At 45.7% G+C, this 21,611-nt stretch carries 20 protein-coding genes, 1 tRNA gene and 2 pseudogenes; 9 read left to right on the top strand and 14 right to left on the bottom strand.

Features of this window, described 5'->3' with window-relative positions:
• Nucleotides 1-48: 48 nt before the first annotated feature.
• The 4 genes from IGS58_RS00815 to IGS58_RS00800 all read right to left on the bottom strand — a co-directional run bounded on the left by IGS58_RS00815 (nucleotide 49) and on the right by IGS58_RS00800 (nucleotide 2,856).
• Nucleotides 49-122, bottom strand: a tRNA-Gly gene (locus tag IGS58_RS00815).
• 192 nt (nucleotides 123-314) lie between these two features.
• The gene (locus IGS58_RS00810) at nucleotides 315-1,067 is read right to left on the bottom strand and encodes a hypothetical protein (protein ID WP_230520423.1); all 753 of its coding nucleotides are present in this window, start codon (nucleotides 1,065-1,067) and stop codon (nucleotides 315-317) included.
• The gene (locus IGS58_RS00805) at nucleotides 1,051-2,064 is read right to left on the bottom strand and encodes an acyltransferase family protein (RefSeq protein ID WP_230520422.1); all 1,014 of its coding nucleotides are present in this window, start codon (nucleotides 2,062-2,064) and stop codon (nucleotides 1,051-1,053) included. Before IGS58_RS00805 ends, IGS58_RS00810 begins: the two co-directional genes overlap by 17 nt.
• A gap of 15 nt (nucleotides 2,065-2,079) precedes the next feature.
• The gene (locus tag IGS58_RS00800) at nucleotides 2,080-2,856 is read right to left on the bottom strand and encodes a sialate O-acetylesterase (RefSeq protein ID WP_230520421.1); all 777 of its coding nucleotides are present in this window, start codon (nucleotides 2,854-2,856) and stop codon (nucleotides 2,080-2,082) included.
• A 939-nt stretch (nucleotides 2,857-3,795) separates the two neighbouring features.
• On the opposite strand from IGS58_RS00800, the gene IGS58_RS00795 reads away from it, so the two are divergent.
• The 9 genes and pseudogenes from IGS58_RS00795 (at nucleotide 3,796) to rfbD (ending at nucleotide 10,393) form a co-directional block, all read left to right on the top strand.
• Nucleotides 3,796-4,035, top strand: coding sequence for a hypothetical protein (locus IGS58_RS00795; RefSeq protein WP_170846353.1), 240 nt, complete (start codon nucleotides 3,796-3,798; stop codon nucleotides 4,033-4,035).
• Between the two features lie 301 nt (nucleotides 4,036-4,336).
• Nucleotides 4,337-4,693: a diacylglycerol kinase gene (locus IGS58_RS00790; protein ID WP_070254697.1), complete on the top strand. Its 357-nt coding sequence runs from the start codon at nucleotides 4,337-4,339 to the stop codon at nucleotides 4,691-4,693.
• Between the two features lie 246 nt (nucleotides 4,694-4,939).
• A pseudogene (locus tag IGS58_RS00785) lies at nucleotides 4,940-5,023 on the top strand (sugar phosphate nucleotidyltransferase); the annotation flags it as partial.
• A 55-nt stretch (nucleotides 5,024-5,078) separates the two neighbouring features.
• Nucleotides 5,079-5,287 (top strand): annotated as a pseudogene (locus IGS58_RS00780) (cupin domain-containing protein); the annotation flags it as partial.
• A gap of 77 nt (nucleotides 5,288-5,364) precedes the next feature.
• Nucleotides 5,365-6,828, top strand: a complete 1,464-nt coding sequence (gene wbaP / locus IGS58_RS00775) for an undecaprenyl-phosphate galactose phosphotransferase WbaP (RefSeq protein ID WP_081345531.1) — start codon at nucleotides 5,365-5,367, stop codon at nucleotides 6,826-6,828.
• Between the two features lie 108 nt (nucleotides 6,829-6,936).
• Nucleotides 6,937-8,016, top strand: a complete 1,080-nt coding sequence (gene rfbB, locus IGS58_RS00770) for a dTDP-glucose 4,6-dehydratase (protein ID WP_092608590.1) — start codon at nucleotides 6,937-6,939, stop codon at nucleotides 8,014-8,016.
• Nucleotides 8,016-8,909 (top strand): glucose-1-phosphate thymidylyltransferase RfbA, encoded by an 894-nt coding sequence (rfbA, locus tag IGS58_RS00765; protein WP_230520419.1) that lies wholly within the window; start codon nucleotides 8,016-8,018, stop codon nucleotides 8,907-8,909. Before rfbB ends, rfbA begins: the two co-directional genes overlap by 1 nt.
• Before the next feature lie 24 nt (nucleotides 8,910-8,933).
• A complete protein-coding gene (gene rfbC / locus IGS58_RS00760; RefSeq protein ID WP_034745785.1) occupies nucleotides 8,934-9,479 on the top strand; it encodes a dTDP-4-dehydrorhamnose 3,5-epimerase in 546 nt (181 codons plus the stop codon).
• 41 nt (nucleotides 9,480-9,520) lie between these two features.
• Nucleotides 9,521-10,393 (top strand): dTDP-4-dehydrorhamnose reductase, encoded by an 873-nt coding sequence (gene rfbD / locus IGS58_RS00755; protein ID WP_230520418.1) that lies wholly within the window; start codon nucleotides 9,521-9,523, stop codon nucleotides 10,391-10,393.
• 100 nt (nucleotides 10,394-10,493) lie between these two features.
• Here the strand turns inward: rfbD and hldE are convergent, their stop codons facing one another.
• The 10 genes from hldE to IGS58_RS00705 all read right to left on the bottom strand — a co-directional run bounded on the left by hldE (nucleotide 10,494) and on the right by IGS58_RS00705 (nucleotide 21,578).
• Entirely contained in the window at nucleotides 10,494-11,936 is a 1,443-nt protein-coding gene (hldE, locus tag IGS58_RS00750; RefSeq protein WP_230520417.1) for a bifunctional D-glycero-beta-D-manno-heptose-7-phosphate kinase/D-glycero-beta-D-manno-heptose 1-phosphate adenylyltransferase HldE, read from the bottom strand.
• Between the two features lie 15 nt (nucleotides 11,937-11,951).
• Complete coding sequence (locus IGS58_RS00745; protein ID WP_070254701.1) at nucleotides 11,952-12,533, bottom strand: SIS domain-containing protein; 582 nt, start codon at nucleotides 12,531-12,533, stop codon at nucleotides 11,952-11,954.
• Between the two features lie 262 nt (nucleotides 12,534-12,795).
• A complete protein-coding gene (locus IGS58_RS00740) occupies nucleotides 12,796-13,815 on the bottom strand; it encodes a glycosyltransferase family 9 protein (protein ID WP_230520416.1) in 1,020 nt (339 codons plus the stop codon).
• A gap of 56 nt (nucleotides 13,816-13,871) precedes the next feature.
• A complete protein-coding gene (locus IGS58_RS00735; RefSeq protein ID WP_139144112.1) occupies nucleotides 13,872-14,885 on the bottom strand; it encodes a hypothetical protein in 1,014 nt (337 codons plus the stop codon).
• Nucleotides 14,866-15,927, bottom strand: coding sequence for an acyltransferase family protein (locus IGS58_RS00730; protein WP_230520415.1), 1,062 nt, complete (start codon nucleotides 15,925-15,927; stop codon nucleotides 14,866-14,868). Before IGS58_RS00730 ends, IGS58_RS00735 begins: the two co-directional genes overlap by 20 nt.
• Nucleotides 15,928-15,999: 72 nt before the next feature.
• Nucleotides 16,000-17,325 carry a hypothetical protein gene (locus tag IGS58_RS00725; protein WP_230520414.1) on the bottom strand — a complete coding sequence of 442 codons (1,326 nt, stop codon included), beginning with the start codon at nucleotides 17,323-17,325 and terminating at the stop codon, nucleotides 16,000-16,002.
• Nucleotides 17,326-17,379: 54 nt separating this feature from the next.
• A complete protein-coding gene (locus IGS58_RS00720) occupies nucleotides 17,380-18,261 on the bottom strand; it encodes a glycosyltransferase family 2 protein (RefSeq protein ID WP_070254702.1) in 882 nt (293 codons plus the stop codon).
• Nucleotides 18,258-19,391: an NAD-dependent epimerase/dehydratase family protein gene (locus IGS58_RS00715; RefSeq protein WP_070254703.1), complete on the bottom strand. Its 1,134-nt coding sequence runs from the start codon at nucleotides 19,389-19,391 to the stop codon at nucleotides 18,258-18,260. Before IGS58_RS00715 ends, IGS58_RS00720 begins: the two co-directional genes overlap by 4 nt.
• A gap of 223 nt (nucleotides 19,392-19,614) precedes the next feature.
• Complete coding sequence (locus tag IGS58_RS00710) at nucleotides 19,615-20,184, bottom strand: acyltransferase (protein ID WP_230520413.1); 570 nt, start codon at nucleotides 20,182-20,184, stop codon at nucleotides 19,615-19,617.
• Nucleotides 20,185-20,195: 11 nt separating this feature from the next.
• Nucleotides 20,196-21,578 carry a polysaccharide biosynthesis C-terminal domain-containing protein gene (locus IGS58_RS00705; protein WP_115057593.1) on the bottom strand — a complete coding sequence of 461 codons (1,383 nt, stop codon included), beginning with the start codon at nucleotides 21,576-21,578 and terminating at the stop codon, nucleotides 20,196-20,198.
• Between the last annotated feature and the right edge of the window lie 33 nt (nucleotides 21,579-21,611).

The raw sequence follows: 21,611 nt of genomic DNA, 5'->3' as shown, positions 1-21,611 counted from the left end.
GCGGCGGCTTTGTGGAGCGACGAAAACAGGTTTTTCGCCGTTTTTCATTGGAGCGGGTGAAGGGAATCGAACCCTCGTCGTAAGCTTGGGAAGCTTCTGCTCTACCATTGAGCTACACCCGCGAAGCCTGCATTTTACGCGGCTTTCACCCCGGTTGGCAACGTTGCGGTCCGTGGCGATGAGGGGAAATGAAATGGGCATTTTCGCCGAACTGCGATCCAGATCGCAGTTCCCTTACACTTTTTCCCATTGACAGTACTCTGCATATAATGAGATGCAAAAAAATACCGGTACAGATTTAAATCAACAAGGTATCACTTGAAATAATAGAGTAAGGATTCCCTCTGATATTTTTCACTATCAATGTCAGCTTTTTTCATCGCTGCATACCAAAGTTTTGCCATTTCTTTTTGCCCAAGATCATTGACGCTGCATTGATCCGTACGATACTCTCCGGCAAGCGTACCAATGTCAGGACCAGGGAAACGATTAATTAAAGGTTCTTGCCGTATGGAGATTGTAGGATCACCAGCGGCTCGATGACAATGGGCACTCAGCCCAATAACCCATTTCTCCACTTTTGCACTCAGGCTTATCGATTTAACTGTGCCCTGAACTTCACGGCTGTAATTGGCGTTCGGATTATTTTCCATCAACGCTCCTTGCCATAAAGCAAAATCAAATTTTATTTTTTTAGAATTTGCCAAATCAATCGCAGACTTTAATTTTTTAGACGCCTCATCATCCATTAAATTCTCATCTGATCCTGTCGCATTGACCAGCATAAAAACAACCCGATTTGCCATACCCGTTTTAAGTATTTCTTCTCCCAATGGAAGAATATTTCCCATATTTTCACAAGTAGCTTTGGCAGATTTCATTCCGGCTGGAATCTCGTTCCCGCCTTCATCGATTTCATATATCCCCTCAACCTCGTTAAAATATTTCCCCTCACACACTGCAGAAGCATTTTCCTGGACTGCGAGTATATACATATCGCGAGCATGCGTGAATGTTGAGCAAAGCATCAAGAGTGCCGCAGTAAATGACTTAGCAACCGATAACATAGCGACTCCATTTTTTTAATATCTTCTTGAGCACAAAAACGACGGCTATAGAAACAACAACAACAACACCAACTTCAGCGAAAAATCTCAAAACCTGGTTACCAAAATCAATATCTCTTGCTCCTCTGCGAAATATGGCTTCCATGATTCCGTGGATGAAGAACAACCCGAAGCTTATCTTAGCAAAATATCCAAGAGTATTATTTTTATGCTCCATGAAACGCTCAAAGAGAAGGAAAATTGCGATCAGCAACGCCAGCTTACCCGCCATAATATAGTTAAAGGTTCCAAGACCGCTAAAGAAACTTGGTGGCAAACTTTTAAATCCAGGAAACAAAAGACCCAACACCACAAAAACAACCAAAGAAATTGCAATAATTTTTTCCTTGGTTGAATTTTTCCATCCATCAATAACAAAAGCATCTTTTGCAGCAATGATACCCAATAAGTAAACCCCAAGAAAATGCAAAAAAGACAGTAACGGATTGGTATTGTGTGTTGTTCGCGAGGAAAACATGGAAAAAATCAAAGCGCAGGCAGTAAGAACGTAGATAAGTTTCGTCTTTGATAAAATTCTAAAAATTGGTGTCATCAGGAAGAAAAGTACAATCATGGGTATAAACCACATAGGAGCGACGGCAATACCTCCCGAGAGCAATGACCAAAGCACAAATTTTATCGGTGTCAAACCGTAGAGTATGTGTTGCGAAGAGTATATCCAGAATGCTATTGGAAGAATCGATAGAATCAAATATGGCAATACAACATACATAGCCTTCTTTGACAAATAATTCATATAATTGAATTTATTTACCTCAAGATAATAAAATAAATATCCAGAAATGAAAACAAACCAATTTGTCGCATCAGCGAAAATATAATAATAGAAATCCCCAAACCTCCCCATCTGCTGAATCGAAGCGATATGAGAAAACATTACAAAAATAATTGCGACACCCCGAAAATTCTCCAAGGAATATCTGAACTTCGAATTCATTTTAAATCCAATCATCTATCTAGGAACCGCACTTACTGACTCAAGCCACATCGATGCCATTTTCTCCTGCCCCTTCTGGTTCAAATGGCAAGTATCATATCTATATTCATTACCTAATAAATTAGTATTAGGTCCTGGATAGCGATTCAGTTGTGGGGCATTACCAACTAAAATTTGAGCAGACTCAATACCGCTATCATATGTGCCAGAGCAACGAGAATGAACAGCAATCAGCCAGCGCTTGATTTTTACTTTACTGTTTACGTAGTCCAATACCGAGCGCAGACGCTCGGCATATACGGTCTTGTCCGTACCGGCGTTAGATGAGCCTTGATGCCAAAATGCAAAGTCAAAACTTAACCCTTGTGCTTGTATTAAAGTAATGGCATTTGTTAACTTGCCAAACGCGGCACCACCTACCTGCCAGTCTTCCACCCTACTTCCAGCCACCCCGATTGGCATAAATACCACCTTTCGAGCAATACCTGCTTCAATCAATTTTTTTCCAAGAGGCATCCACATCGCCCCCTTGCTGCAATCTGCCCATTCAAACGGATCGCGTGCAGCCTTCTGTGATCCATCTTTACCTATTTGAAATACGTTATCGACAGCACCATAAACATATTCGTTGCAATTCGACGATATCGATTGTCCAATGATCAAAATTTTCATCTCTTCCAATGGCACATTTACTATCGGCGTAATAGGAACGATGGGGGCAGGGTTGCCTGCTCCGCCACCACCACATGCCGTCAATATTAAAGCGGAGAAGAAAACAATAAAAATCTTCATAAATTTAGTTATCTCACAAGAATTTATTGCGATAGCGCGCAATATTATATAGGTTGAACAACATATCTGCTTTTCCTGCAGAACTAGTAGAGATATGGCCACTACTTGCCTAGCCTCCTGCGCGCCCCGTTCCCGTTGCAGCATCATAAGTCCGGCATAGCTGCGAGACTGGCAGGTACACATCAAAACAATCACTTCTGCCGACGTACATAGAAAAATGCAGCATTTCACACGAACGGCGTGGCTATGGGTCAGATTGCCATCACATATATGGGGATGCGGCCACACGGCCGAGATTCCAGACGGCAAGCAAGCGGCCTCTTCGCATGTAAGTGAGAGACAGGCACACTTCTTGATCAAACATCCTTCCGTCCACTACAGTTTTGTAAACATTGTTACTAGACACGCCTCGTCAGCGACTCTTCCGGGCTACGCTCTGCTTGCTCTTATTCGCTGATGAAATCTGCAGCTGCTGCTTGCTCTTGCCGGCCCCCGCCACGTCCGAACGAAATCATCCTCTGGATTGCTCAACCGAGCAGCTTCTTTGTTCGAAAAATGATGGGGAGTGTGGCGTCAAGGCAACTTGGTGCGAATTGTGGATCGCGTTATAACCACAACCAGGACCTAGAGGTAGTACGTGAGGAAGGCGGTAGAATTGTGTACAACGCAACAATTTTACGCCGCATGGCAAGGACTTGGCAACTTTTGAAGCAACAAGTCAATACCCCAGTTAGCCAGGACATCCATGCACAAAAAGCATCGATTCTGTTTACGCAGAACAACGCCATGAGAACTAAGAGGAAAAAAAGCTTTAATATTGGTCTAAAATACAGTGAATTCTCGGCACCGTAGACTGTACTGCGCAGACTGCCATGAAAAATGTTGTTACAATCATGTGACAGTCTAGCATTTCCGCTGTTCAACCTAAAAGGGTATCTCATGAAGAAAATTCTGATCGCTTCTGCAATCCTGTGCTTCGCTTCCGCGCAAGCAATGGCTCAATCGACACCGGCTCCTGCACCAGCAGCAGCTGCACCAGCAGCTGGCGCAGCTGCAGGCACCACCGTTGCTGGCCTGAGCGTCAGCACCATGATCGCAATCGGCGCAGCAGTTGCCGTTGTGGCCGGTGCAGCAAGCTCGGATTCGACCACCGCGCACACCACCCCAACCCACCATTAATACCTGGCTGCCCAGGCAGCGACAGGTAGGCCCATCCTGCAGCTTGATGTAGAGCCGAAAGGTGAAGGCCTGGTACCGCAATAGTTGACATACTAAAATATGTCAACTATTGCAATAAAAGCCCTTTTCATTTGAAAACGGGCTTTTTTACTTTTTATCAAACATCAAAAAGATTGGCACCAGTCTTTCTGTTGTGGACGAATGATGTCATATCGTATGGTCATGCCTGCGATCCTCATCTATTCATTGAGAGATCCGCCTTTATGTCAGTCAAATATCCCGCGCCGTTGCTTCAGTTGCCATGAAGAACCAGCCCTTCTTCAAGCGCATGGGATTTGCCCTACAAGGCATAGGCGCGGCCTTCCGCATGGAATCGAGCTTCCGCCTGCAGTGTCTGGCTGCCCTGATGGTGCTCGCCGTACTCTGTTGGTACCAACCGCCCTTGATGTGGTGGGCCCTGCTATTGCTGAATTGCGGCCTGGTCCTGGCTGCGGAATTGTTCAACACCGCACTGGAGCATCTGATTGATCACCTCCACCCATCCCTACATCCCAGCATCAAGATTGCCAAGGACTGCGCTGCAGGTGCAGTGTTGCTCCTCAGCATGACGGCCATATGCGTGTTTGTTGCTTTTTTGCTTGAAAACGTTGTGCGCTAGTAAGAATACAGGGGCGGCAAACTACAATACAAGACGAACGAAAGTGCGTGCCCAATAGAGTCGAGAGAAAATACAAAGATTCTTGTAATTTATTAAAATACTGCCCCTGCTTACAATATTGACTTTTTTTCCAGCACGTATGTCCACCTCCCTACATAAGAGTACGACAAGCCGGATGAGCCTCAAGATATGCCAACTGACCAATTATTCGACACCGTCCAATATTATATTTACATTGATGCATAAATGACTACTCCCCTCGTACCAGTGATTCTTTGCGGAGGTTCCGGCACACGCTTATGGCCGCTTTCACGCGAGGTGTTCCCAAAGCAGTTTCTGCGCTTGTCCACTCAAGGCAGCATGCTGCAACAAACTCTGCAGCGCCTGGATCGTGGTCGCGGGCACGGTCCAGATCACCAATGGCGACAAGGAATATTTGCTGACCGAAAACCAGTCCACCTATATCCCGCTCGGCGTCGTCCATTCTCTGGCCAACCCGGGCAAGCTACCACTGGAATTGATTGAAATTCAATCGGGTAGCTACCTTGGGAAGACGATATTGTCCGCGTTGAAGACCGCTACGGGCGCGCTTGACCGAGCAGATACGTCATCCCCACACATGCGGCACCGCAAGAATTCACACTGAAGTTTATAAGGTTTAGCAAGTCATCATGAAACCAATCGAAGGCATCTTTATACAAGAAGTAAAATGGTATTGCAGCAGTAGGGCAGAAAAATATTTTCTCACCTTTGCCGATGCCGTTGCCATGTTCATGGCATTCTGGTTTGCTGGCAAGTGGACGCTCGATGCCAGCGACTTGAACAGCTTCGGACTGGATAGCTCGCGCCTGCTCAGTTACAGCCTGCTATCCGTGGTAACCCTGGCGATCTTCAAGCTGAAGGGCCATCATGCCAAACGCCGTCCGTACTCGAATGAAATCAAGGAACTCCTGAAGGTTTCCATGGTCATGGGCTTGATTGATGCGGCCCTGGTCTTCCTCGACAAGCGCGACTCCTCTCGCGAGGCACTATTGGCCACCTGGCTGTTGGTGCCGTGCTGTGTCTTGCTGCTGCGCGGCATGGTCAAATACCTGCTGATGAAAGCGGGCGGATGGATACGCCCCATGGTCATCATCGGATGGGGTGACAATGCCTTGCAAACCGCGCGCGCCTTCGACGAGGAAGCGTTGATGGGCTATCGCCTGATTGCGTTCCTGATCCCCGAAGGCCAAGACCGCATGGAACATCATTATGTAAACCGCAGCAAGCAAGCGGTGCCCTTCATTTCGCTGGGCGAGAACCCGGAGCAAACGCTCAAGCTGCTGGGCAACCCGCATACGGTTGTCGCCCTGGAGCAAGGCGGCATCGATGCCTATCAGGGCATGATCCAGCAAGTCAGCCGTTGCGTTGCCAATATGCAAGTGGTACCTGCCGTACGCGGCTTGCCCCTGTACGGTATGGAGGTGAACCATTTCTTTGCACATGAAGTGCTGCTGCTGACCATGCGCAACAACCTGGCGCGGCCAGGCTTGCAACTGATTAAGCGCTGCTTTGATCTGGCGGCCTCGATCTGCGTGCTGATCGTCGGCGCCCCCATCTTGCTGTGGATCGCGGCCAAGGTCATGGCATCGGGCCGTCCCATCTTCTACGGCCACAAACGCGTGGGTCAAAATGGCAAGCATTTTCTCTGCTACAAGTTCCGCACCATGGCCGTGAACGCCGATGTCTTGCTCAAGGAGCTACTGGAGCGCGATCCTGAAGCCCGTGCCGAATGGGACCGTGATTTCAAACTGAAGAATGACCCGCGCATCACCTCGATCGGCCACTTTCTGCGCCGGACCAGCCTTGATGAATTGCCGCAGCTATGGAATGTGCTGAAAGGCGAAATGAGCCTGGTCGGGCCGCGCCCGGTTGTCGATGCGGAACTGGAACGTTATGGCCCCCAGGTAGACTATTACCTGGAAGCGAAACCCGGGGTCACGGGCCTATGGCAAGTCAGCGGCAGGAACGACGTCAGCTATGATACGCGCGTTTATCTGGACGCCTGGTATGTCAAGAACTGGTCTTTGTTCAATGACATTGTCATACTACTGAAAACGGTTAAAGTCATTTTCAAGAAAGATGGCGCATATTAGTAACGTTATTAAGATAATAGTTGCATTTAAGAATATTTAATTGCCCTCGCGCTCAAGACAATTTGTCGAGGGGGCATTGTGGCAATGTTCCAGAAAAAGGATAACAGCATGATTTTAGTGACTGGCGGCGCCGGCTTCATCGGTTCCAATTTTGTACGCGACTGGCTGGCGCTCAACGATGAGCCCGTGATCAATTTTGACAAACTGACCTATGCTGGCAATCTCAGCAATCTGGCCAGCCTGGAGCAAGACCCGCGGCATATCTTTGTACGCGGCGATATTTGCGACACCGCCCACATCTCCCGCCTGCTGGCCGAACACCAGCCACGCGCCATCGTGCATTTTGCCGCAGAGAGCCATGTCGATCGTTCGATCCATAGCCCCGGCGAATTCATTTCGACCAACGTCAACGGCACCTTCAGCCTGCTCGAAGCCGCGCGCGCCTACTGGTCAGGCCTGACAGGCGAAGCCAAGGATGGCTTCCGCTTCCTGCACGTCTCGACCGACGAGGTGTATGGCACCCTGGGACCGAATGACCCGCCATTCACGGAAACGACGCCGTATGCGCCAAACAGCCCGTATTCGGCATCGAAAGCGGCATCCGACCATCTGGTGCGTGCCTATTTCCATACCTACGGCATGCCGGTGCTCACCACCAACTGCTCGAACAACTATGGCTCCTTCCATTTCCCGGAAAAACTGATTCCGCTCATCATCAGCAATGCCCGTGCCGGCAAAGCCTTGCCTATCTATGGCGATGGCATGCAAGTGCGCGACTGGCTGTACGTGGGCGACCATTGCTCGGCGATTCGCCGCGTGCTGGAAGCGGGTCGCCTGGGCGAGGTTTATAACGTTGGCGGCTGGAATGAAATGGCCAACCTGGAAGTCGTGCACACCCTGTGCGACATCCTCGATACGCTCGATCCCAAGGCATCCGGCAGCTATCGCGAACAAATCACCTACGTACAGGATCGCCCAGGCCATGACCGCCGCTACGCCATTGATGCGCGCAAGATCGAGCGCGAACTGGGCTGGAAGCCGGCCGAAACCTTCGCTACCGGCATCCGCAAGACCGTCCAGTGGTACCTGGACAACCAGGCCTGGGTACGCGATGTCCAGTCGGGCGACTACCTGAAGTGGGTAGAGAAAAACTACGCTGCACGCGATACGGCCCAGGAGCAGCAATAATGACGACAACCACCGAACGCAAGGGCATCATCCTGGCCGGCGGTTCCGGCACGCGCCTGTATCCCGTCACCATGGCCGTATCGAAGCAACTGCTCCCGGTATATGACAAGCCGATGATCTACTATCCGCTGACTACCCTGATGCTAGCCGGCATACGCGATATCCTGATCATTTCCACACCACAAGATACGCCGCGCTTCCAGGAGTTGCTGGGCGACGGCAGCCAGTGGGGTATCAGCCTGACCTATGCCGTGCAGCCGAGCCCGGATGGCCTGGCACAGGCGTTCATCATCGGCAAAGAGTTTGTCGGCGATGCACCATCGGCGCTGATTCTGGGCGACAACATCTATTACGGTCACGACTTTGAATCGCAGTTACGCGAAGCCTCGGCACGCACCAGCGGCTCGACCGTGTTCGCCTATCACGTGCACGATCCGGAACGCTATGGCGTGGTCGATTTCGATGACCAGCGCCGTGCTGTCAGCATCGAGGAAAAACCACTCAAGCCAAAATCGAACTACGCCGTCACGGGCCTGTACTTCTACGATAGTCAAGTGTGTGGAATTGCCGCAGGTATCGCGCCCTCAGCACGCGGCGAACTGGAAATCACCGATGTGAATCGGGTTTATCTGGAGCGCGGTGAACTCAATGTGGAATTGATGGGACGTGGCATGGCCTGGCTTGATACCGGTACACATGAATCGTTGCTGGAGGCAGGACAATTTATCGCGACTATTGAAAACCGACAAGGCTTGAAGGTCGCCTGCCCAGAAGAAATCGCCTACCGCAAGGGGTATATTGATGCAGCCAAGCTGGAGCAACTGGCGCAGCCATTGAAAAAAAACGCCTATGGCCAGTATCTGCTGCGTCTCCTCGAAGAAAAAATATACTAAAGCCTGAACGGCTCATTTCATACCATGCAAATTCAAACGACAGCAATACCTGATGTTCTGATCATCGAACCAACCGTATTTGGCGATGATCGCGGTTTTTTCTATGAAAGCTTTAATCAAAAGCGCTTCGCCGAGCTGACTGGCGTCACGCGCGATTTCGTGCAGGACAACCATTCCAAGTCGGCAAAGGGTGTGTTGCGCGGCCTGCACTACCAGATCCAGCAAGCGCAAGGAAAACTCGTGCGCGTCACCGCTGGCGAAGTGTTCGACGTTGCCGTCGATTTGCGCAAAAGCTCCGCAACTTTCGGCCATTGGGTCGGCGTTACCCTGTCGGCTGCGAATAAGCGCCAACTGTGGGTTCCCGAAGGGTTTGCGCATGGCTTCGTGGTGACTAGCGACCATGCCGAGTTTCTCTACAAGACAACAGACTACTGGGCACCGGAGTTTGAGCGCAGCATCCTGTGGAATGATCCGGCGATCGGCATCGACTGGCCTCTGGATGGCGAACCGCTGCTGTCTGGCAAAGATAAAGTCGGTACCTTGCTGGCCAATGCCGACGTTTTTGCCTGACCCTTACCGACCAATCCGTCACACTGGAACAAAACTATTTCATGAGCCGTATCTTAATCACAGGAAAAACCGGCCAGGTCGGCTACGAACTGGAACGCAGCCTGCAGGGCTTGGGCGAGATCATCGCCGTTGACCGCAGTCAAATGGATCTTGCTGACCTGGACCAGGTGCGCGATGTCATCCGCCGCGTCAAGCCGACCCTGATCGTCAACCCGGCCGCCTACACCGCAGTCGACAAGGCTGAGAGCGAGCCCGAGCTGGCCATGCGCATCAATGGCGAAGCGCCAGGCGTGATGGCAGAAGAAGCAAAGAAGCTGGGCGCTGCGATGATCCATTACAGCACCGACTACGTTTTTGACGGTAGCAAGGATGGCGCGTATGTTGAAACCGATCCGACTTGCCCGGTGAATGTGTATGGCAGCAGCAAGCTGGCCGGTGAACAGGCGATCGCCGCCGCCGGCATCCCTCATCTGATCCTGCGCACCAGCTGGGTCTACAGCACGCATGGCAAAAACTTTCTGCTGACCATGCTCCGCCTGGCGCAGGAGCGCGAAGAGCTGGGCATCGTTTCCGACCAGTTCGGCGCGCCGACATGGAGCCGCACCATTGCCGACACTACCGCGCATATCGTGGCGCAAAGTCTGGCCGCAGCGGACCAGCAGACATGGTGGAATGAACGTTCAGGTTTGTATCATTTGACGGCACAGGGAAAAACTAGCTGGTTTGGCTTTACCGAGGCAATCATGGCACATCCGTCCGTCGTTAAAAAACCGAAGCTCAAACCAATACTGGCGCAAAACTACCCGGTACCCGCCAAACGTCCATCAAACTCCGTCCTGTCGTCACAGCACTTGATCGATACTTTCTGCAATTTGCCACAATGGCAAACCGCATTAAAACTCTGCCAGGAATGAATTTATTCAAGCCCCGTTAATATTTAAAAAAGCTGCCATACACGAATAGTGTACGGCAGCTTTTTTTATTCATATCAGACCGGAAGACAGTCAACACATACTACTTTTTTGAGCGCTCGATAATCTTGGAGGTTGAATACCCATCGTGAAAGTCAAGTGCAATTACCTGCCCCCCCGCTTTTGTCACGGCATCAAAACCGACAATTTCCTCAACCTCATAGTCGCCCCCCTTCACCAGGACATCCGGCAACAACTTCTTGATCAATCTCTCAGGCGTATCTTCAGAAAATTCGACAACCCAATCAACGCTTTTCAAAGCGCCCAGCACGTGCATCCGGTCCGTACCTGCATTGATAGGGCGCGTACTCCCCTTCAATCTTTTAACAGATTCATCTGAATTTACTGCCACAATCAGTAAATCTCCAAGGCGCCTTGCAGCTTCAAGATAACGCGTATGTCCGACATGAAGAATATCGAAGCAACCATTGGTAAATACGATGCGTTTTCCACCAGCCTTGGCTTCGTTGATACGTACCAGCATGGCATCCTCGGATAAAATGGGCGTTTCCATCCCTCCCACCCCATATAGGACGCGTTCCAATTCCATTAATGTGACAGGTACGGTACCAAATTTTCCAACGACCACGCCTGCCGCCATATTACCTAACCGGCACGACGTTTCAAGATCCTTACCACTTGCCAACGCCGCTCCCAGTGTAGCGATCACGGTATCACCCGCGCCGGTTACATCAAAAACCTCACGTGCCTCCGTTGGCAAGTGTACAGGTTCGGTCTGGGGCTGCAACAAAGTCATGCCATGTTCACTACGGGTCACCAGCAGAGCGTCCAGTTCCAATTCTTCGCGCAGTCTGTTTCCTTTCCGGACCATCTCAGCCTCGTCGGAACAAACGCCAACAACGGCCTCAAACTCCGCCATGTTAGGCGTAATCAAAGTCGCACCGGCATACTGGGTATAGTCCGTTCCTTTCGGATCAACGATGACTGGTTTCGCCATTCGCCGTGCTTCCTTGATCATCGGTGCAATGACAGCCAGTGTCCCCTTGCCATAATCCGATAATATGACCGTATCTACAGACTTCAGTACTGCACAGAACTTCTGATATAAAACCTCGCGGTCAAAAGCATGCTCGGCATGCATCGATGATTCGAAATCCAGCCTGATCAACTGCTGATTACGCGAAACTACACGTAATTTCGTGATTGTAGGACTGGCGGGAGCCTCGACAAAGTCCACGCGCACACCGTAGCGCTCCATTGATGTCTTTAGTAATGCAGCGGCTTCGTCTTTCCCAACAACACCTAACAAAGTAACCTGCGCTCCCAAAGAAGCAACGTTTACTGCTACGTTGGCGGCCCCCCCCGGACGCTGGTCATCTTTGCCAATATTAACTACTGGCACCGGCGCCTCCGGAGAAATACGAGCGGTAGCACCAGACCAATAGCGATCCAGCATGACATCGCCGATCACAAGTACCCGTGCACGCGCTAACTCAAGACCAAGGTTTGAATCTTTAGAAAACATATACTTTCCGCCTAATCAAGACAATCCTAGCTTTTTCTCTACTAATTCAATGATTATATGAAGCATTTTGATATGTAATTCCTGTACGCGATCAGCAAATTGTCCTGCTGGAGTACATAAACTGACATCAGCCAATTCATCCAAAGGGCTGCCAGGGCGCCCCGTCAGACCGATCACGGTAACGCCATTTTCCTGTGCGCTTTTCACAGCGTTCAAGACCGATCGACTAGTTCCGCTAGTGCTAATCGCAATAAGGCAATCGCCTGGCCTTCCATGGGCTTCCACAAAACGCGAAAAAACAAAATCATAGCCAAAATCATTCGCCACACAAGTAATATGAGCTGGATCACTGATTGATAGTGCAGACAATGCCTTACGATCCTTCCGAAAGCGGCCGGATAACTCCTCCGCAAAATGAATGGCATCACACATTGAGCCACCATTACCACAAGAAATAGCTTTGCCGTTCTTGCGCAATGAGTCCGCTATAATTTCCGCTGAGCGATCAATATTTAATAAAACGCCTTCATTTTTTATCAAATTATCCAGACCAGCCTTTGCTTCGAGCAGCGAATTTCTAATAACATCAATACTCATATATTTCTTTCATGAACGCAAAATATGCGATACCTAAAATTTAAAAATCTCAGTAATTTCCAAAAAACTGACTAGAAAATATTCAGACATACCAGGACAGCTTAGATAAAATCCTGCAGTCTTCCGGTAAATATAACCTCGCACTGCAAGGCGGGCGACGCGGACTTTTCTCGGCCAACATTTCTTGTGTGCCATAGCGCCGCACACTCTGCGCGGCCTTCAGCAAGATCACCAAAATACATCATCATTGGAAAAAGATAATTTAGTCAGTTGGTACCTTAACAATTTCCGCGACCTCGTCAGGTCTGACAGAGCGAATACAGATGAATTCCCCCAACGTTCCCTCACATTTTGGTACATTGTTACAGGGATAATGTACACAGCCACCAGAGCGAGCAATCAACTGCGTGCTGGGAGGTGTCCAGACAGCAGGATTACTACCGGCATTAATTAATATCGTGCGTATCCCTTGCAGCTGCCCCATATGTATACCAAAACTGTCCAAGCCTATTAATAAGTCCAACTCCTTCACCTTGTTGGTAAATTCAGAGAGCGAGCGCGTGTACACTTCAACCTGTGACAGGACAGGAGCAAATATCCGCTCCAGCGCTTGCCGTTCAACACCCGCACCAAAAACAGTCAAGCAATGGCCATCACGTATCAAATCTTGCGCCAATGCAAGCCAATCCTGTTCAGGCCATAGGCGACAGCGTTGTGACGCAAAGGGATGCATCCCGATCTTCAACTTTTCATTCAGAGAGGGCCTTATCTTTGACAGAATGCTTTTTTCTTTTCCAGAAGATAGGAAATCCAGCATTAGCCCATAAGAAGAATATATATTGTCACAATTCTCCGGCACTACAAAGACAGGCTTACCTCTCCCAAAAGGATTACGAATGATCAAATTAAATGGATGATTCCCAGCCCAGCCTATATGTTTATGCTTAGATGCACTGATCAACCATGCAAAAGCCCGCTCCCGAAAATCGCCAATCAGATCCATGGTGACACTTGGGTTCAATACGCGAATTTTCCATGCAGCCTTTAAAAATCCGAGTGCATTTTTCCAGCCAAAATCTTTAGTCGTCCCAACTGGAAATTGAGAACAAATAATTTTGCAATTAGGAATATCATTAAATAAAAATGCGACTTGGGGACGTACCCAGGCAATGTAATTTTCTGCGTAGTGACTATCCACCAATTTTCTCAAAAAAGCACTCTGGATGACAGCATCACCCAAATTACGTGCAACAATTAAACAAGCAAGTTTTTCCATTTTCATCAGAATAAAGTGTATGCAGGCAGCAGTAGCAGCAATACCGATCAATTACTTAAAAATCACGCAACAGCAGTTCCTAATTTTTCAAATGGAAAAATTTCATCCAGCCAACCATCCAAGCTATATTTTTGATTAATGGATCCAGGCAACTCACAGAATTCAGACATAATAAAACTTTCCGGGATAAAAATATTATCCCGATCAATTACCAGTATGTTTTCTGGCCTATAAATGTCCGTTTTTGCAGAAAATGAATTTGTTGTAATAATTTTCTTTTTTGCGCCAACCGCTTCCAGTGTCCGCATAGTTAATCCAGCCTGAATTGGACGCTCAATATCTATAATTACCTTACTACGAGCAAGAAGCGATTTCAAATCGGCCTTCCCAACCGGTTCGAATGTAAACTCTCTTTTTTTTGCCATCCAAAAAGATGGTTGAAATAAACGACGTCCCCAATAAATTAATTTCGACGGAAAATAAAGTATTTTCTTAAAAGACGCGTTACGAGGAAAATGATTACTCAGTTTTTTCAAAACTTGATAACGATCTGAGTGGATTGTTCCGAAAAAGAAAAAATCAATATCCTCATCCACCTTCGGCAACTTAGCATACTCATCCAGGTAGAAAAGCGCACGATATTCAAGCCGCCCATCATTTTCAACATCAACAGGATCAAATGACAATGCCCTGTCAAATAAGGCAACCTTATCATAACTATCACTTGACATATTTTTGTAACTATCCCAAAAATATAGGGTGAAATGTGCATGCGGCAACGCTTCACGCATGCGTCGGATTGCCGAGAGGGAAAGAGATTGCCCTTTAATAACCAGAACATGAGTGATTGGATGTTGCTTTGCCTGCTGAAAAATCGAATCGAAATAACGATCTGCTTTATCACGTTGCAGCAGTGGTGAAATCCGGTTAAGGATTTTTGTCATGGTGTCGCTGGCAGGACGGTCATCAAAACGCAAGGCGCCTACCCCACGTTTGGCAAGGCCATGCTGAATTTCTTTAGCATATCCAAAAAATTCAGGAGCTATCAGTAAAAAATTAATTGGCAACTGAGACATTTTTCTTCTTACTTAGGCTGTTGTTATTAATAGGTTTCACTTTCCGATGACTCAAGAAAGGCTTTTCGATAAAATTCCACGAAATTATTGCCATCATCAATACAAAGAACACGCCTATCACTATCGCAATAAACGGATGAAATGCAAATAATCCAAAAAATATTAGTGACTGGACAATTGGCGCATGATAAAGATAGATGCCAAATGAAAAATCTCCATATTTTCCGACGTTAAGCACATGCGGCAAACTCAGAGCAGCCCATGTAACAAACAAGGTTACCCCGATCGGAGCAATTAATTCAAAAAACCAACCAGTGGCAAAAATATAAGAAATTATTCCAGCGGCTGCCCATTTCCAAGAAAGCTGAAAGCCATCGCGTGTTTTATAATAACACCAGGCACCGCCACAAAAAAATACCATCTGGCCTGGCAACTGTTTGGCCATCTTAAAGTAAAACTCAGCATCAGTTGCCATACCACGTAGATAGAAAAATTCTCGCCAAGCCAACGATAGCAAAAAAATCGTCACTAAAGTTCTCTGGTATCCCCATCGGCGACAACCAAAAACAATTAATGGAACACAAGCGTAAAAGAGCACTTCAATCTTAATTGTCCAAAGCGATACATTGATCGCACTTTCGAATTGGTGTAAAAAAACACCAGGTAAGGACGGAGCGCTAAAATTGGCAAAAATAAGGTTATAAAATATATACCGCCAAAAATCCTTATGTGAAAAGTATTCAGAAAAAGAATATTCGGAAATAATCGACAAAATAACGGCAGCAAACACTACGACGAAGATGTATGCTGGAGCAAGCCGAGAAATTCGCTTCCTCCAATATTCTTTCATTGATCTGGATTTTTCATAACTCATTGTTACGAGATAACCACTAACAACAAAGAACGCCTGTACCGCAAATAATGAAGATATATATTGAGTCATCCAGTAGAGATTAGGGTTCTGCGAAAGAATACCCATATGAAAAAACACTACCATACTGGCGAAAATCAACCTTAGAAGATCAAAATTATTTTTATACATAAGGTTTGTTAATTATCTATTTTTCACGTAAAAATATAATTATTCAATAATCGAAAAATTAGACCGCTCTTTTCAAGCGACAATTCCCCTAGAAATATTGTTAATTTCCCTATATTTTTTTCTCTCCGCTTGAGCATGACTTATGCAGCTAATGAAATAAATTATAAGTATCCACATTGGCGGAAAACTCAGATCCGCCCCTGCGACAGCCTTGGAAACGAGCATGGTAAAGAGAGCCCAACCGGATGCCTGCACAGCCGCGGACGTAGATTTTAGTCTGGCAGCATTGTTCGCCTGCACACCCATTTTCCAAAGTACATAAGTGGTCAACAAGATTAAAAACATGCCTATAATGCCGACATTTGAGATCAAAAACGTAATAAAGCTTGATGGCCGATTACTACCCAGTCCGGCGCCAAAGTATGCTGTATTTTCCAATACCGTAAATGCATAAGCATCCGCTGCGAATCTGTGCAAAGATGATTCTGATTCGCCTTTATCAAATAAAATCATGCTTAGAATAACATCCGTGCCTGGCACAAACACATAAAATATGGCAAAAAATAATGCACAACCAGAAATAATTATAAATATTCGTTTGTTGTGTGTACTTTTATTTTTCGAGAATATAGATACCACACTGTGGCATGCAAAAAATATAAGCATGCTCAGATAACCCGTTGAAGATGCTGACAATAATAGACCTAAAAGCGCAATACATAGTGCAGATCCCCAAGCCCACAAGCGCTTCGAGTTGTCTTCGTTAAGCAAACGAATATATAACCACGAGGCAAAACTACCGACAAACATTGCATAAAAAGAAGGCTCGGTAAATGTCGAATTTATGCGTGGTAAAAATCCGAAAGTAGCATCCTGAGCAATACCATAACTGGTATTATTCAGCAGATAATCCCCTGGATATGGAATACCGGTCAATATGCTAATCAATTGATAAAACGAAAAAAATAGAACAATAATGGCGGAAATAACATATGCGCGTCCAATTATTTTAATTCTATTTTCAGATTTATTCGTCACTAAAAGAATTATGCTCAGCCAGTACAGCAATATAAAAACTGCCTGCGCTATATTTGAAGACGAAATTTGCAGTTTACCTGGTGATAAATACTGTTCGTCGATACCACCTTTCGGCACATACACATGTATTCCCTGAAAAACGAATGGAAAAACAAATGCCGACATCGCGGAAAATATTACAAACGCGGTAAACCAAAAAGTGAACCAATACCATTCTTTTGGTATTATCAAACCACGCATGCGCCAATAAACCAACGCATACAGAACTACCGCTATTTGAGCGATGAAAAATGGTGATATGCCAAGCGACTCAATACCGGGAATTACCATACCTTGAAATACTGATAGTATGGTGATCAAATAAATTATACAGTTCAAATTTCCCTCGCCGCCTAAATAGTGTAGTTCCTGATTTTACAGCTTAAATCCGTCAACTACGCCTGAAATAAATGAGGGGCGTAATCTCTTTGAAAAAAATCGCCATTTCAAAGGACGCGTAATAATATAAAAAGCCAATGCGAAGATTTTCATAAAAGGAGAAAAATTTTTCCTGATAAAATAAATCCTGTTCCGTTCACAATAATAAGTAGAGAAAGGAGAAAGTCCTCCTCCAGTACTACTGCTTACCTTGTGCAGCACTAGGCCCTTGGCCCAATAGTAGGTACGGAAACCGAATTTATTGGCCCGCCAAATAAAATCTGCATCGTCGCTATATACAAAGTACTTCTCGTCCATGATACCAATAGCATCGAAAACCCGCTTATGAATCAGCATAAAACACGTCGGCGCATAGCCAATATATCCATCTTTATCATATTGACCGTTATCAACCTCACCTTCGCCTCGATGTACTACAGTACCTTTCAAGTTACTAAATGAACCGCCCGCACACCAAATCTTGCGTGAATCGTAGAAGTATATCTTTGGAACAATTAATTTCTCATTGGAATTATCGGCAAATTGCACCAGATTACCAAATAAATCCACATCATGAAATTCGATATCGTTATTTAAAAGAAGGACATAATCACATTCCATTTTTAAAGAAAGATTAATTCCTTGATTGTTCGCAGCTGCAACGCCAACATTTTTTTGATTTTTTATCAGCGTAACATTTTTCAAACCGTACTGTTCAATTAGCTCCTGAGATTTATTATAGGAAAAATCATTGAGACTGTTATCAAGTATGAATAGCCAATAATCTGAAAATTTTTGGGTCGACAAACTTTCGAAAAAGCCAGGAAGAACATCCTCGCTATTAAATAGAACTGTGACCAATCCAACCCGGGCTTTCATTTATACAAACCCCGTTTCTTCATTTCTTCAATGCTTGTCTCATAAGTATCAATCTGCACCTCTTGCATATTGACCCAATCAGTAAACTTCTTGATGCCTTGATCAAAACTAACCTTGGGCCGGAATCCCAGCAGGCGCTCAGCCTTACTTAGATCAGCATAATTATGGCGAATATCGCCTAAACGATATGCGCCGGTAACCTTAATAGGTACCTCATTTCCATAATGTTTTACCAGTGTGTTTGCTACCGTCAAGACATCTGTGGCAACGCCGGCGCCGATGCCAAATACCTCGCCATTTGCAGCATCTCGTGTCAGTGCTGCTGTCGTTGCTGCAACAATATCGTCAATAAAAACAAAATCCCGACTTTCCTTGCCATCCTCAAAAATATTGATACCGTTATTGTTCTTGATGCGCGTGGAAAAGATAGACAGAATGCCTGTATAAGGATTGCTCAGCGATTGACCAGGGCCATATACGTTCTGGTAACGCAATGCACTGGCGCCAATACCCAGCGAGTCGCACACTGTCATTACCATTTGTTCCTGGTTTTGCTTGGTAATACCATAGACTGACGAAGGATGAATTTTCGAATCCTCATCCGTGGCAAGCAAGGTCAGCACGTTGCCTGTTTTTGGACATAACGGTTCAAAACGACCGGCCTGCATATCAATATCTTTACGGGCACCGGGATAGATAATTCCCAAGGCTTCCGAATAGTATTTTCCTTCGCCATAAATCGAGCGGGAAGAAGCCACAACAACCTTTTTAACCTGATATTGACCGTTAGCCAGCAAGTCCAGCATGATGCCGGTGCCGCCGATATTAACGTCGACATAGCGCTTGATCTCATACATGGACTGGCCTGTACCGGTCTCAGCTGCCAAGTGCACGATGGCATCCTGACCGGGAAGAACAGCCTCCCAGGCAGCGACATCAGTGACCGAACCCAAAACAAAATTAGTGGTGTCCTTGATGCTCCGATACAAAGGCGAGGTTTCAGATGGATTATCGCCATGAATCTGGGGAGATAATATATCCAGAATTGTTACCTCATGCCCTATGCTTTTCAAGTGCAATGCCAAGTTGGACCCGATAAAACCAGCACCACCAGTAATCAAAATTTTCATAATATTTCCGTATACTATTTTTTAAATATATTTCTAACCACCCCTTGCATTTTTAAATAATTAAAAATACGGTGAGGCATTACTTAATCTTTCATCATGCACTGAAAAATCTTACATCAATCATTTATAGACGCAATACATTCATCTGCGCCGAGTATAGATGAGCAGCACAAACAATGAATTTTTACCTAAAAATCATATCACCTTACTGGAAAAGCAAAGATCAAGTAGAAATCCATTCTTTTTTTTCTTGGCAGTATTTTTTAATTATTTTGGCCGGGCTACCGGCAATCATCGAAAAATCTGGAAAAGACCGAGTGACAACCGATCTCGTTCCTACAATACAATTTCTGCCAAGCGATACACCAGGCATGATCGAGACGCCATATCCGATGAATGTATTTTTTCCAATATGAATAGGGCCTTTCGATTCCAAATCTTGCTGCATGATCAAGCCGGCATCCGGATTAAACCCATGCGCAGAATCTGATAGATAGACATACTCACTTAGTACACATCCATCTTCAATGCGTATGGAGTCAATACTATACATTTGACAGTATCGACCTACATAAACATCGTTACCAAAAAATATTTTAGGGGAAAATCTTTGTTGGCCATTCATCGTTATGGGCTCCAGCACTACACCTTTACCGATCCGGCAATTCCGACCAATTTCAATCAATTCTTTATTTATTAATCTACGGGGAAGATAAACATAACTCCCCGCACCCAAACTTGCAACTTTCGGCCTAAACAATACAGCCTTAATAATTAATTTTATAAAATTCATGACTAATGCCCTCAACTTTGGCAAAGCCAAAATAACACGCCCAACGTTACCGCCGGGAAAAATATTATCCTATTAAAGAAATACAATCTTGAAATAGACAATATCTTTGTTTTATCCACAACAAAAATCAGCGCACTAACTACTCCTGCAATTGCACCAATTAATGTCCCATATACTACTCCGATGACGCCATATGAGGGAGCAAGCATCAAACTGAAGGACAAATTAACAACGCCCTCTATAATAGCTGGCATGAATGCTTTTTTATGTTCGGCAATAGAAAGCAGCAAAAGCGAATATGGGCTCAACAAATTCCTTATCGCATGAGCAAATAACATTATAGAAAGCAATGCATAGACATCATCAACATAGCTTCTATCTATCCATAACGACAGAAGAGCTTTTCCAAATAGGAAAAAAATTACGATTACAAAAACAAGAAATATGGCGCAGCCAGCACTCGATATTGCCAACAATTTTGGCAGGCGTACTTGCTTGTCTGCTTTGGCAAACGAGGCCGATCCAATAGCAACCAAAGGGCCCAGGACGGCCTGCATTACACCCACCAGAATGGATATTGCGGTTATTGCAAGTGAATAAGATGCAACTTTTTCAAAGTCATAATGTCCGACTATCACCAAGTCAATGCCATTGACAAACAGCATTGCAACACTCCACACCGCCAAACTAGAACAATAATAAAATAATTCCTTGCACCTGGCCCAATCAATGGCTCCTAAATTTTTTACAATCTCTCCGCCCAATTTCTTTGCATAGAAATAGCTTATTGGCAATATCATTACTCCGCACAATGCCAATACGACAGAAATTTCGAGAAGCGTTCCACCATTACTCAATACCAGCCAAATAAAGAATAAACTTGACATTCTAGTCAGCAGCAGTCCGCTGACCGGCACTATATTTCGATGCAATCCAATAAACATGCCTGATGGCACCAACGCAAATAACTGAAATGCCGCCGACATACCCAGTATGGCTATACAGGTTCTAAACTCACCAACCAAGTCCTCAGGAATATTCTTGAAAAATAATGGATAAAATATTGCAAGCAGCACGACTGCAAAAACCGCAAAAAAACTGAAAAATGACACCAACACCAAGCCAGCTTTTATGGTTTTTCGCTGATCATTCAAATCCGATATTTCATTTCCATGTGCAATGAATTTTGTCATTGCGGTTTGCAATCCAAAACCAAAAAGCTGCATATATATCAATATTTGCAGCGATAAGCTCCAAAGTGAAAACTCCAATTTCCCCAAATGGCGAACGACAAGTGCCGGCAGCAATAAATTGAATAATGTCGTACCTATTCCACCAATTACATTTGCAACGGCATTCTTTAAAAACAATTTACGTAATGATGCAGCTGCCATAAGTAATCAATATTTTATTTGTAATTTCTTAAA

This window comes from Janthinobacterium sp. EB271-G4-7A (assembly GCF_020858075.1).
In the GTDB taxonomy this organism is placed as follows: Bacteria; Pseudomonadota; Gammaproteobacteria; order Burkholderiales; family Burkholderiaceae_D; genus Janthinobacterium; species Janthinobacterium lividum.
This window is presented reverse-complemented; position numbering and strand designations above follow the sequence as displayed.